Source organism: Paenibacillus sp. WLX1005 (assembly GCF_046603685.1).
GTDB lineage: Bacteria > Bacillota > Bacilli > Paenibacillales > Paenibacillaceae > Saccharibacillus.
The window spans coordinates 1,108,815-1,121,414 of the sequence record NZ_CP176756.1 but is presented as its reverse complement, the minus strand read 5'-3'; the positions used below and the strand labels follow the sequence as shown (position 1 = coordinate 1,121,414).

Below are 12,600 nucleotides of genomic sequence, written 5' to 3'. Positions count from 1 at the left end.
GAAGCAACGAATGACGTATGGAATAACGAATCCCATTTTGAAAATGAGCTAGCATTCAAGTAGGCTGAAATAGCAGCTATTGATAGAAACCGGGTATGCACAATTCCGCTGCATACCCGGTTTTTTTTGATCATACTAATCACTGTGCTGACATCCTACTTTACGACTTAGGATGAGAATATCCATTGTATTCCAAGTACCAACGCATAACGTAGACCAAACAGATCATAATCAGTGTACCGATTACATAATTCAATATCGGGTTTGCTCTCGTGCGCGGAAACCAGATTGCCGCAATGGACATCGCTAATAATGGAAAAGAGAAAAAGCCTGCAAGTATGAAATATACGATGTCCAACGGATGTAATCGCTGCTGGAAAACATGGGTTGTCATCACAAACCAGTTGATGATACATAACACATGAGCAATCACCACCATGATCCAAACCGCTTTGAACCATTTTGCCATAGTATATTCCGCCCTTCTCTTGTGTATGTCTGTTGTATCCTTCTTCGACGTAGTATGTTTTGCTTTCGCTTTTGTGCAAATTTCACGCCAGGATTGGCATCACGCGTTCCCAACCTGATATGATAAGCACATACATATTGTCAAAGGAGCGAGTGAATGATGAAATCGACCAATGAGGTCGTATGGCAGACTTCGACGGTAAGCCGTCAGCAGCGAGAACAACGGTATGCACAGCGAGGGCGCGTATTATGGCTGACCGGTCTGCCTGCTGCGGGTAAGACAACGCTGGCGTTTGCTCTGGAGCAGGAATTGTTCCGTCAGGGACGGATGTGTTATGTGCTAGATGGCGATAATATTCGGCATGGCTTGAATGCCGATCTGGGCTTTTCCCAGCAGGATCGACGCGAGAATTTGCGGCGAATTGGCGAAGTCTGCAAACTGTTTCTGGATGCCGGGCATATCGTGATTGCCGCGTTTGTATCGCCGTATGCGCAGGATCGAGATCGTGTACGCGAGCTGTTCGCAGCGGAAGATTTTGCCGAGATTCATGTAGCGTGTCCACTGGAAGTGTGTGAGCTGCGCGATCCAAAAGGCATGTACGCACGCGCACGTGCTGGTGAAATTGCACACTTTACAGGTGTAGATGCACCGTATGAACAGCCACAATCGCCAGAGCTAGTAATCAATACAGAGATTTTATCTGTGCAGGAAGCTGTGATGCTTATGGTTGAAACGTTAGAATTAGGTGCTGCACCAGAAGAGGCAACGTTGCTTTGATTGCGTATTTGCGATGAATGATTGCCATCAGAATGATGATTGGGCGCGCTCGGTTGGATACTTTTAGACTTTCCTACTTTTAGACGTTTATATGTACAACATCAAATGCACTATAACTATTCATTGTGCTCGCCCTGCTGCATTGTTCGTCATGACTGGACAATGCGGCAGGGCGATTCTTTTGCGATCTGTTATTGTTGGGCTTTGAGTAGACGCATTTGCTTTGTCATCTCATCCAAACTATCATTCGTTTGATCATAATACGCCCATGCCCGTTCCCACGACTCACTCCCCCGCTTTACTTTGGACTCGTCCTGATATTCGAATGCTTCGACAAAGTACTGCGCAGCATCCTCAGCAGCGGCAGGCGCCCCAATAAAATTAGTATGAAAGTTATTGAATACACTTCCCCAATATCCCGATTCCATATCAGGAGCGGAAATCAGTTTTAGTTCGCTGTTCAACCCGTGAAATGCTTGTTGATGCTGTCTAAATTTGGCTTCCGCCTCTACTTCTCCTAGTTCATAGTTCGTCAGTGCATCAATGGTCGCCTGCATAGCAAACAATTCCGTATCCCATCGTTGCATCAGCTTATCGGTTTTATCCATATATTCGCCCATAAGATTGTAATCATGATCCGACAGCTCTTTTGAGTCTGATGCAGTGACATGATCCTTGGCAATGCTAGTGTCGCTATGTGTAGTTTGATTGTTCGCTTCCGCACTTGCGGTAGAAGTGTTTGTGTCCGAAGCAATCTGCGTATTGCCGGACGAGTTGCAGCCTGTAGCTACAAGCATCATTACAGTCAGTGTACCTATTGTGATCCATTTGTTCATGACATTCATATCCCCTTTTTCTCTATACAATTATCGCTTATTCTTGTACCTCATACGATCTATATAGAGAATCGGTTTCTTTTTCCATTTTTGTAACATCCCGATTATGTTGTAACCGGATGGAATGCTAGCAGCAGCTATCTGGTTACGATCCATCCCTCACCAGTACAATTTACGATACTCACTCGGCGTCATGCTCTCGCGCGCCATAAATTGACGATTAAAATAACTCACACTCGGATACCCGGCATCTGCTGCAATCTGACCGATATTGCGATCCGGGCGCTCCAATAGCCATTGCTTTGCCATTTGCAAGCGCGAGCGGGTGATAAATTCCAGTGGTGTCATCTCGGTCAGCGTTTTGAACAGCTTGCAAAAATAATACTCACTCACGCCTGCCCGTTCCGCCCAATCCTGCAACAGAAATGGCTCGCATGCTTCCTGCTGCATCTGTGGCAGTAGTGCCAAAATGCGATTCTCCGCCTTGCCTGCCCGCGTCTTCTTGAGTGGCACCGCCTGATGTACAAATTCCGCCAGTACTGCATACGTCAGCGTCGACAATCGGGACGGATGCAGCATGCGATTATGCTCTGCCTCTTCCAGCAGATGCAGATGCGCCTGCTCCCACGATTCCCGTTGTCGCAGCGTCCATAGCGGATGCCGATGAAATCCGCGCTCAATCATATAATCGTGCAGCCGCTCTCCATAAAAGTGTACCCACCGAATATCCCATGGATCATCCTGACTACTGTAATACCGCTGTCGCTGCAATGGAAAATATAACACCGCCTGCCCGCCGCGCACTTCATGCACCGTCCCGTCCACCTCCACATATCCTTTCCCAGAAGCGACATAGTGAATATTAAAATTGTTCAGCGCTCCTTCTTCTCGCAGCACCGAATGATTCGGATGCTCACTGTACAATCCTACCGATTCCGGCAGGCAAAAATAAGGCTGTTCCTGCAATGTCAGCAACATACTCTGCCTGATCATAATCCATTCTCCTAACCACAATTTTGTGTTAATTCAATTCAATATATTATCATTTTCAAGGTCTTTATTATTCATTATAATCACAACATAGAACAAAGTTAACCTGTCCATAGGAGGAAATACAAGATGACCACCAACATCAAATTGCGCTGGGGTATTCTCGGTAGCGCCAGTATTGCTATTCGCTCTGTAATCCCCGGTATTCAACAATCACAGCGAAATGAAGTGACCGCCATCGCCAGTCGCAATCTCGACAAGGCGAGCGAAACAGCGCAGCAGCTCGGCATCCCTACCGCGTATGGCAGCTATGAGGAACTGCTGGCAGACGAGCAGATCGACGCGGTGTACATTCCGCTACCTAACCATTTGCACTGCGAATGGGCGATCCGTGCAGCACAGGCGGGCAAGCATATTTTATGTGAAAAGCCGCTTGCGCTGAACGCCGATCAAGCACAGCAAATGGCAGATGCAGCACAGACTGCCGGGGTGCATCTGGCAGAAGCATTTATGTATCGTCATCATCCACGCTATGAGCAGATTGCCAACATAATCGACAGCGGTGAGATTGGTGACATTCGCGGCATTCATAGTACGTTTACATTTAACAACAGCAGTGCCGACGGCAATGTACGCTTTCGGCGTGATTGGGGTGGCGGTGCATTGTACGATATCGGCTGTTATTCGATCAGTGCGGCGCGTATGTTGCTGCGTGCGGAACCATCTGCGGCGACAGTCAAAGGCTTCTTTTCACCAGAGCATGATAACGTGGATATGATGGCAAGTGGTTTGTTGGAATTTGGTGACCGGATCGGCGTCACGTTCGACAGCGGCATGTGGGCGGCGTTTCGCAATACGTTGGAAGTGCTAGGGACAAAAGGTATCATCGAAGTGCCGTCCGCCTTTGTGAGTCACGAGGACAATCGCTCCAACTTCTTCGTCACTGTCGGTGATGAGCGGCGCGAAGTGGAAGTGCCTGTGATCAATCAGTATGCGGCGCAAGCAGATGACTTTGCCCGTACGGTGCTGGATGGTATAGCGCCACGCTACGGAGCAGAGGATGCTGTGCAAAATATGAGAGTGCTGGAAGCCTGTCTGCGCTCGGCAGATGAACAACAGCGCATTGGATTGTAATACGATATGCCTTTACGGAAATCAGAAATCAGCTACCGAAATGAGCTATCGAAATCATTTATGAAAATTAGTTTTGAACATCAATTACCGAAGTCGATTACCCATAGGAAAGGATTGAATCGAAATGGACTATATCCATATTGAAGGTGCAGGTAAACCCGTTTCACGACTGATCAAAGGCACAGATTATTTTAAACATGACACATATGAGAAGGCATCTGCTAATCTGAACGCATTTCTCGAAATCGGTGGTACTACCGTCGATACTGCTCACATTTACTGTGGTGGCGAAAGTGAAGTGGTGCTCGGTCAATATATGCAGGAGCATAACAATCGCGACTCCATCGTTATTCTGACCAAAGGTGCGCATCATGACCAGAACGGTCCGCGTGTGAATGCACAGGATATTCGCAGCGATCTGCTGACTAGTCTGGAACGGTTGCAAACCGATTTTGTCGAATTGTATGCTCTGCATCGGGATGATGAATCCGTACCTGTCGGCGTCATTCTGGAAGCGCTTAACGAACATCGGGAAGCAGGTCAGATCGGTGCGCTTGGAGCGTCCAACTGGACATGGCAACGTCTGCAAGAAGCGAATGATTATGCAGCTGCTCATGGACTGGTCGGCTTTACGTTTAGTAGCCCCAACCTCAGTCTTGCCAAAGCAAACGAGCCGTTCTGGGCAGGCTGTGTATCCGCCGATCAGCAGACGCTGGATTGGCATGAACAAACCCGGCTACCGCTGCTGTCATGGTCGTCGCAAGCACGCGGCTTTTTCACCGGACGCTTTACACCCGAAGTGCGCGACAACGCTGATCTGGTACGCGTATTTTATAGTGATGGCAACTGGGAACGCCTGCGCCGCGCTGGAGAATTGGCGCAACAAAAAGACACCACCACGATTCAGATCGCGCTGGCATATGTGCTGAATCAACCGTTTCCGACATGCGCATTGATTGGTGCACAAAATCGTGAGGAATTGCTGTCTTGTGATGAAGGTGCTGGCATTGTATTGACCCGTGACGAAGTGGAATGGCTCGATTTGCGTCAGGATTAAGTCGTGTTGTGTCTGCTCAAAGTTTAGGCGCCCGAATGAGCCAAACGAAGAACCTATATATTTTATTAGTCGAAGAAAACGTAACAAGCACCCGGATGAGCAAGGAAAGATGATCCGGGTGCTCTCTATTTACAAGCTAAGGAAGTGTTTGTGAAGAGCTTCTGTTGGTGATACAATTGAAGAAAAGTAACGTTACTTTTCCTCAATACCAACCTCAAATTAGGAGGTAATTGTAATGGATATCATTCCATTTTCATCTACACACAAAGAACCATCTGCTATTGAGCGTGCCAAACGCATCGATGCAATGACCAAAGAACGCTTTGGTGTAAGTGCGGCTGAGTATTACAGCCACAATCGTACACCTGAAGTTCAAAAGAAAATTGATCGTGCGCTGCAAAAAGAGACGCTGTTTTACGCATCAAAACATAATTAATAAATCCACTGTTACACGGTGGATTTTATTTTGTTCATTAGGGGGAACATACGTGCCACTAGAAGGGGCAAACAATTTTCAACGGGGCTGGGTAATAAAAGCTCATTTTCCAGAAACAAAAGAGTCTATCGATACACCAAAGCCAAGCTTTATTATGAAGGGATTGCATTTTGCAATTGTACTGCACGATCATGATTTTGAAGATGTTGATTCCAGATCAGTATTGGTCGTACCGATTACAACGGCAAAAGCAGAAGCCAATCGAGCGCAGAAAGAAAATCGTAGTGTTATGGGTTCGCTAGTAAGAATTACACAAGAGAAGCATCCATTTTTGGATCATGATTCCTATGTGAGTACTGGGCAAGTTGTAACTCTTAATCGTGAATGGCTTGATTCGTATAAAGGAGAAATGGATCCAGATACAATGTTGCAAGTCGATTTGCAGCTAATTCAAACTCTGAATCTGTACGAGGCAGTAGAAACATTAATAGCCCTGAAAGCCCTTGAGCAGCAACAAGAGCTACAAGACGGTTCCAGCGATACATAAGTAAGTGAAAGCAAATCCAGCTTTCTAGACACAACAATCATCTCATTTATCATAATAAAAAACCGAAGCTTGGCGTTGATTCGCAGCAAGCTTCGATCTTGATACCGCATCATATATGCTCAATAAGTAACCAATCGGCTTGCAACATCCATGATTGCAGCTTCTTCACTGCGCGGCGTTCTGATAGCCGAGCAGTTGATGGAATGTGCCTTTTGTTTCGCGTGACAACTGGCTGAATTCTCCCTGCTGCACGATACGACCCTCGTCTACCACGACCACCTGATCGGCATTGCGGATCGTGGACAAGCGGTGAGCGATGACGATGAGTGTAATTTTGCCTTTCAGCTTCTCCAGCGCAGCCTGCACTTTGGCTTCATTCTCCGTGTCCAGTGAGCTGGTTGCTTCATCCAGAATAAGCACTTCCGGTTTACGCAAAATAGCTCGTGCCAGCACGACACGCTGACGCTCTCCACCAGACAGTCGCACCCCGCGGTCACCGATAATCGTATCGAGTCCTTGCGGCAGCTTGCGGATAAATTCGTCACACGCGGCAAATGCCAATGCTTCCCACAATTCATCCTCAGTCGCTTCCGGCTTCACCAGCAGCAGATTGTCACGGATGCTCGTATGGAATAGAAACGGCTCCTGCGAGACGTATCCGATCGAATTGCGCCATGATAGCAGGCGTTCACCAGTTAGCGAAGCACCATCCATCTTCACTGTGCCCTGCTGCGGCTCCATCAGACCCATCAACAGATCGATCAACGTACTTTTCCCGGCACCAGACCGTCCGGCAATCGCCGTCATCTTGCCTGCTGGGATATACAGATTGACCTGCTTGAGGGCATCTTCATGCTCGGTCGTATAACGGAACGATACCTCTTCACAGCGGATACCGTCCTGCATACTTTGCACAGGCCCTTCGCCATGCGCAACCGGGCTATAGCTTTCTTCGGACTGTTTGCATTCCTCCTGTAACTTGGACAGAGCATGGAAGGCAGGTACGAGCGCGCTGATGTATTCCAGATACGACTGAATGCCGCTAAAGCGAGGCCACAGGCGGGCGAAGATCAGGATGATCAGCACCGAACGTTCCGGTTGTAACTGGAACACCTGTGCCGACAATAGGATGAATCCGATAATGAATACAACCGAAACTAGCTTGTACATAAGTTGAGTCGCCGAATTCAATCGTACTTGCTGGATCAGATTATATTCCAGTTTGTTCGCCATATTGCGGAACCAGTCAAAATGCGATGCTTCCAGCATATTGCTTTTAATATCTTTGATCCCGTTCAGATTTTCCTGAATACCGGAAAAATAATCTTGAGATAACTGTGTCATTTTGTCGCCGTACGCTTTGGAGCGACGCACAAACCGGCGGGCATACAGTGCCAGCAGTCCGCCGCCGATCAGCACGAGCAGCGTCATTTTTACCGACAGTACCATCGCAAATCCAATTTGCAGCACGGTAAACAAAATCGACGTCGCCAGCATCAGCACCAGATTGGTGCCTTGACTGACACGCGCCAGCTCTGTCGTCAGCATATGGCTCAGATCGGACTTGCGCTTACGCAGGAAAAATGACCAATTCGAGCGCATAATATGACGATAGACGCGCAGCCGCAGTGTTTTGATAAAGCCCTGCTGAATCTCCGCGCCCATCATCGACTGTTTGCGCTGCATGAATCCTTGTATGACCGTCAGCAGGCTATACACGCCCAGCACGATCGCCAGTGAAGTTACAAGTGGCATCTGCTTGAGCGGATCGAACAGCCCTGCCATCGGCAACGAACCAGTACTACCACCGAATACGCCAATCAGACTGAGCAATGGCACCAGCATGTACAGTGTCACCATATCCAGCACGCTGATCAGCAGCATTAAAGCGATATACAGATATAGTCGTTTGCCCGCATACTGACGCAGTTCATTCACATAATTGCGAATCACATTCATTGCTGCTCCACCTCTCTTTGCACCGCGTCACGTCGTTGAGTACGACGATATAGCAGCAGAAACGGATGCAACGGATAATACATAAAATACAGCATTTTGGGCAGCGGCAATGTTTGCATATCCCAATCATCCGGTGCCATTTTGCGCACCCAGAATAGCGCCTTCTGACCGATCGTTTTCAGCGCGTATTGATAAGACCGATAATACTTGGCAAGCACTTGCGTTTCTGGCTCCGGGCATAGATTAACCTTTTCCCGAATAAAGACAAGTACGCGCCGCGCCAGATCCTGCGCACGCGGAGCATCTGCCCATTGTGCCATCTCGCCACTAATCGGCGTATGCAGCATCCAGTGAGTTAATACAAATGCCTGACCGACGATATGATTACATTTGTATTGATGCGTTAAGCGGCGCAGCAGTTGCCAATCCAGCTGGCTTTGCACCAGTCGATCAATATCGACGAGCCAGCGTAGACGGAACCACGCATGACGTGCGCCATGCACACACAGATAGATCAGCAGATCTTCCTGTCCGAGCATCTGAATTGCTGTTCCACCGAATTCTAGCTGTTGACGGCGTTCCCACAACTCCTCGAATCCTTGTTCCGCACCGGCATCGCCATTCAGTCGCCAGTGCAGTTCAATTTCCACACCCGTGCGTTCATCGACATACGATTCATGGTTGTACCGCCAGCGCCAATTGTCGGTCGTACGCGGCACTTCCTGTGTTTTCACGAATCCGAGGCTGAGCAGTACTTGCTCTGCTTCGTCCGCCTGTTCGATCGGCACCAGCACATCCAGATCTTTGGATGTGCGGCGGGATAGGTCGCCGTATAGCGATTGCGCCAGTACTGGCCCTTTTAATTGCAGAGCACGAATCTGGCGATCGGTTAGCGCTTGTGTCACGCGCTGCATCTGACCGCTCAGTTGCAGCATTGTAAACGCATTGCGCTGGTATTTTTGATTCAGCCATTGCAGCATGTTACTAGGCAACTGCTGTGACTGTGCATTACAGACCGCGTGAATGGTTGGATACAAGCGGTGATGCAAGGCAAGCGAGCCAAACGCCTGCCAGTCCAATGATTGATCTGCCACATTCAAGGCAGCAAACGAACTGCGCCCGGATTGAACCATATCCAGCAAAAGCAGCAGTTCAGCAGGGAAATCATGCAGTTCAGGGCTCCATTGCTTGTTCATGGCGTACTCCTTTATCGCAAAATCGTCCGGGTCTGCCGCTGCCTCGTGCACAGGGTCATCTCCGGTTAAGATTGAAATTGTTTGGCAAACATACCGACGACAGTATACTGATCCAGCTCCTTCGCCCCGGTCAGGTAAAAGCGTCCACTGCGCAGCCACGCATGGGCAGCAGTACGTCCTCGTTCATCCCGCCGCATTCCGAGATACAACGTACTGGGCAGACGACGACGGTTTAACATTTTCTGAGCGGCAAATGCCATAACGAGACATTCCGTTTCCCAGAACACATGCGGGCTGACTAGATGCAGCGCCTTCGAGATCTGAACCGATTGGCGGTGTGCCTCACGTTGCGTTTCGTAAGTCGTCTCCTGCATATGGTCACCAAGGGAAGGCGACACTTTGGCAAAAGGCAGCATCTTCAATACGCGTCCCCATGCCAGATACCAGAACGCCTCCAGCATCAGACGTCGCATCTCGGCAGGGTATTGACGCAGCTTGCTCAGCTTAGAGATTGCGATCGTCCGCGCCATCCTGCACCTCAACTAGACCTTCATTCAGCATTTGCTGGATAAATGTTTGCACTTGCTGTGAACAAACGTCGCGAGGTACATCATATTCCTGCACGAGTACATCCACGATGCCATCTACCGTTGTTGGCTGTGATGTCAAATCCCAGATCCGTCCACCGATTGCACCGAGGTTGTAATACTTACCGGATTGCACATCCAGCATCACCTTTTCGCCATTCATATCACTAGCGATATAATTTTTGTTTTGCGTGATCTTCTGATTGTTTAACAATTCTGTTTGGGTCATTATGAACTCCCCTTTCCATATGGGCAAATTAGCTTACAATGATGAACCGTTCTACCGATTCATGATACAGATGAAAAAGACAACACCCCTTCCGTATTTCTCCATGACGTTCTTATGTTATAACAACATCGCATATGATCTGAAACGTTCCGGTATACAACAAACAGGCGATAGCGATGGAAATGCCATCGCTCTGCTGCCTGTCTGGTACACCTGTTGGATTGGAAACATTCGTTACGATGATCGCGATATTCTCGCGCTCAGGAGCATAACGAGCATGCTTAGGAATTGCTGTAACGATTGGAGCGAATCAAGGACAGTACCTTTTCCACAATCTCCGGTGCTGTAAATGTCGTGGTCGAACGATGAATCTGATAAGCTTCCAGCTCGCCCGCCAGAGCAGCTACCATCGAGAAATGCTGCTGTTTCAGATCCAGGCGCGGAATGACTGCGCTACGGTACGTATGTGCGAGCAAAATATGCACACGCTCCAGACGCTCCAATTTGCGGATCGAAGCGTATGGATCTTCCGTCTTCGCCAGTTCGAATACACCAGCGAGCGGTACAGGCTCATTATGAAATTTATCCCCGACCGGGATGGCAAATTTATCATATTCATCGTGCAGCGCCGAATAACTATTGGACGACATGCCAAAATGGTCCAGACTTTCTTGCCATAATTTTTGCTGCGGATAGGTCGGGTACACTAACGGAATACCATCTTTGTACGCAATCGGAATGACATCATCGCTCAGCAGTGGATAGCCTGCTTTGACAAAAGTAGCTGCCAGCGTCGATTTGCCTGCTCCGGATTGACCGACAAACGCGTATGCTTTGCCTTCAATCAGCAATGCGCTACCATGCAGCGGGAATCGGTTGCGCTGCATCAGCAGTACACCCATGCACGTTCCAAGTACAAACAGACGGATCTTATCCTCACTTACACCTGGCAACGGATCAATAACAATCTGTTCGCCTTCGGAAATGCAAAAAGTGGCGGTATCCGGCATACGGAACATAAAGCCCGCTAGCTGAATACTGAAATTGGTTTCGCGTGCGTTGACCACATGCTCCCATTTGGACAAGTCGCCAAAACGGATGGTCACGTCAATGGAATCTATTGTATCGTTAACTTGCTGCAACTCGGGCAAGGAAATTTCGCTTTGAATCCGCAGGCCAAACGCCTGATATACGGTTTGTTGGATCGTGTTCATAATCTGGTCCTCCCAGTGTAGGTCTGCGCGATGCGCCAGCATCCCGGACATCCATCGGCAATACGCGTTGTGCGCAGTTGGAATATGAAGCTACAGGTCAGCGACCTGCTTGTTCGATCTGCAATTGTGCTATGATAGGTCACCTATGTGTGAAACAGCTTGTCTACTCACTCGTCTTGGGTAAAGTCAAGAAAATGGACCCTTATACGTTACAAGGTATAAGGGTCACTTTCGTCATCAGAGGCCCGAACAGGTCCATGATGATCCTGTGCAGGCAGAACACCGATCAGCTCGGGTTGTAAAGATCCGCATCATCATAAGTGACCCAGTCGATCACTTTCCAGCCTTTACCTGCCATTGTTTCATTGACATCCAGAACTTCCAGCGTCGGTGCTTGCCATTGCTCTTTTTGCATCGCATAGCCTCCCTTATATTCGTTTTGATGAAGAATCAGCTGTAATTATTTACATCCGCATCCTCATAGTTAATCCAGTCCATCGCGCGCCAACCTTTACCAGCCATCGTTTGGTTTACATCCAATATTTCCATCTGCGGAACGTGCCATGTTGCTTTTTTTTGCTCCATTTCATGAACCTCCTCAGAAACAATGATCAAACGTAATCAATGGCCTTGCCATACATACCAATCAGCTTGGGTTGTACAGATCCGCATCGTCATAAGTGACCCAGTCGATAGCTTTCCAGCCTTTACCGGCTGCTGTCTGGCTCATATCCAGCACTTCCATAGCTGGTGCTTGCCATTGCAATTTATCAGTATTCATCATTAATTCCTCCTTTGTGCGTGGATATGAAAGGTGCGGATGTGCCGATCAACTCGGGTTATACAGGTCCGCGTCGTCGTAAGTAACCCAGTCAATCACTCTCCAGCCTTTACCTGCTTGTGTTTCGTTTACATCCAACACTTCAAGCTGTGGAGCTTGCCATTGCATTTTTTCGTTTGTCATTGCACGTGCCTCCCATAATGTTTGGATATAAAACTGAATAGCGACTGACTACCCCTTAGTTGGATCAGCTTGGATTGTACAGGTCGGCATCATCGTAGGTAACCCAGTCGATGACTTTCCAGCCTTTGCCGGCCATCGTTTCGTTGATGTCCAGAACTTCCAGTTCTGGCGCATTCCACTCCATTTTGTTCATCCTTGTTTTTCA

The 12,600-nt window shown here is 48.3% G+C and carries 18 protein-coding genes; 5 read left to right on the top strand and 13 right to left on the bottom strand.

What is annotated here, in order from left to right; all coding sequences use genetic code 11:
* Positions 1-160: 160 nt before the first annotated feature.
* A complete protein-coding gene (locus ACE3MZ_RS04910) occupies positions 161-469 on the bottom strand; it encodes a hypothetical protein (RefSeq protein WP_411345365.1) in 309 nt (102 codons plus the stop codon).
* Between the two features lie 156 nt (positions 470-625).
* Between ACE3MZ_RS04910 and cysC the strand changes: the two genes are divergently transcribed.
* The gene (gene cysC / locus ACE3MZ_RS04905; RefSeq protein WP_411345364.1) at positions 626-1,246 is read left to right on the top strand and encodes an adenylyl-sulfate kinase; all 621 of its coding nucleotides are present in this window, start codon (positions 626-628) and stop codon (positions 1,244-1,246) included.
* Positions 1,247-1,437: 191 nt separating this feature from the next.
* Here the strand turns inward: cysC and ACE3MZ_RS04900 are convergent, their stop codons facing one another.
* Together ACE3MZ_RS04900 and ACE3MZ_RS04895 are read right to left on the bottom strand one after the other, a co-directional pair.
* Positions 1,438-2,082: a hypothetical protein gene (locus ACE3MZ_RS04900; protein ID WP_411345363.1), complete on the bottom strand. Its 645-nt coding sequence runs from the start codon at positions 2,080-2,082 to the stop codon at positions 1,438-1,440.
* A 159-nt stretch (positions 2,083-2,241) separates the two neighbouring features.
* Complete coding sequence (locus ACE3MZ_RS04895; RefSeq protein ID WP_411345362.1) at positions 2,242-3,075, bottom strand: AraC family transcriptional regulator; 834 nt, start codon at positions 3,073-3,075, stop codon at positions 2,242-2,244.
* 126 nt (positions 3,076-3,201) lie between these two features.
* Between ACE3MZ_RS04895 and ACE3MZ_RS04890 the strand changes: the two genes are divergently transcribed.
* From ACE3MZ_RS04890 to ACE3MZ_RS04875, 4 genes are all read left to right on the top strand, one after another.
* Entirely contained in the window at positions 3,202-4,206 is a 1,005-nt protein-coding gene (locus ACE3MZ_RS04890) for a Gfo/Idh/MocA family protein (RefSeq protein WP_411345361.1), read from the top strand.
* Between the two features lie 124 nt (positions 4,207-4,330).
* Entirely contained in the window at positions 4,331-5,263 is a 933-nt protein-coding gene (locus ACE3MZ_RS04885; protein ID WP_411345360.1) for an aldo/keto reductase, read from the top strand.
* A 235-nt stretch (positions 5,264-5,498) separates the two neighbouring features.
* Positions 5,499-5,699: a hypothetical protein gene (locus ACE3MZ_RS04880; protein ID WP_411345359.1), complete on the top strand. Its 201-nt coding sequence runs from the start codon at positions 5,499-5,501 to the stop codon at positions 5,697-5,699.
* Positions 5,700-5,751: 52 nt separating this feature from the next.
* Positions 5,752-6,246, top strand: coding sequence for a type II toxin-antitoxin system PemK/MazF family toxin (locus tag ACE3MZ_RS04875; RefSeq protein ID WP_411345358.1), 495 nt, complete (start codon positions 5,752-5,754; stop codon positions 6,244-6,246).
* A gap of 165 nt (positions 6,247-6,411) precedes the next feature.
* On the opposite strand, the gene ACE3MZ_RS04870 is transcribed toward ACE3MZ_RS04875, so the two are convergent.
* The 10 genes from ACE3MZ_RS04870 to ACE3MZ_RS04825 form a co-directional block, all read right to left on the bottom strand.
* Positions 6,412-8,205, bottom strand: a complete 1,794-nt coding sequence (locus ACE3MZ_RS04870; RefSeq protein ID WP_411345357.1) for an ABC transporter ATP-binding protein — start codon at positions 8,203-8,205, stop codon at positions 6,412-6,414.
* Positions 8,202-9,401 (bottom strand): nucleotidyltransferase family protein, encoded by a 1,200-nt coding sequence (locus tag ACE3MZ_RS04865; RefSeq protein ID WP_411345356.1) that lies wholly within the window; start codon positions 9,399-9,401, stop codon positions 8,202-8,204. Before ACE3MZ_RS04865 ends, ACE3MZ_RS04870 begins: the two co-directional genes overlap by 4 nt.
* Positions 9,402-9,466: 65 nt before the next feature.
* Positions 9,467-9,931, bottom strand: coding sequence for a lasso peptide biosynthesis B2 protein (locus tag ACE3MZ_RS04860; protein ID WP_411345355.1), 465 nt, complete (start codon positions 9,929-9,931; stop codon positions 9,467-9,469).
* Entirely contained in the window at positions 9,906-10,217 is a 312-nt protein-coding gene (locus ACE3MZ_RS04855) for a lasso peptide biosynthesis PqqD family chaperone (RefSeq protein ID WP_411345354.1), read from the bottom strand. Before ACE3MZ_RS04855 ends, ACE3MZ_RS04860 begins: the two co-directional genes overlap by 26 nt.
* A 281-nt stretch (positions 10,218-10,498) precedes the next feature.
* Positions 10,499-11,431, bottom strand: a complete 933-nt coding sequence (locus tag ACE3MZ_RS04850; protein WP_411345353.1) for an aldolase — start codon at positions 11,429-11,431, stop codon at positions 10,499-10,501.
* 286 nt (positions 11,432-11,717) lie between these two features.
* On the bottom strand, positions 11,718-11,846 hold the full coding sequence (locus tag ACE3MZ_RS04845) for a paeninodin family lasso peptide (protein WP_367054040.1): 129 nt from the start codon (positions 11,844-11,846) through the stop codon (positions 11,718-11,720).
* Between the two features lie 35 nt (positions 11,847-11,881).
* Positions 11,882-12,016: a paeninodin family lasso peptide gene (locus ACE3MZ_RS04840; protein WP_411345352.1), complete on the bottom strand. Its 135-nt coding sequence runs from the start codon at positions 12,014-12,016 to the stop codon at positions 11,882-11,884.
* A gap of 61 nt (positions 12,017-12,077) precedes the next feature.
* Complete coding sequence (locus tag ACE3MZ_RS04835) at positions 12,078-12,212, bottom strand: paeninodin family lasso peptide (protein ID WP_411346698.1); 135 nt, start codon at positions 12,210-12,212, stop codon at positions 12,078-12,080.
* A 48-nt stretch (positions 12,213-12,260) separates the two neighbouring features.
* Positions 12,261-12,395, bottom strand: a complete 135-nt coding sequence (locus ACE3MZ_RS04830; RefSeq protein WP_411345351.1) for a paeninodin family lasso peptide — start codon at positions 12,393-12,395, stop codon at positions 12,261-12,263.
* A gap of 64 nt (positions 12,396-12,459) precedes the next feature.
* Positions 12,460-12,588 (bottom strand): paeninodin family lasso peptide, encoded by a 129-nt coding sequence (locus ACE3MZ_RS04825; protein ID WP_411345350.1) that lies wholly within the window; start codon positions 12,586-12,588, stop codon positions 12,460-12,462.
* Between the last annotated feature and the right edge of the window lie 12 nt (positions 12,589-12,600).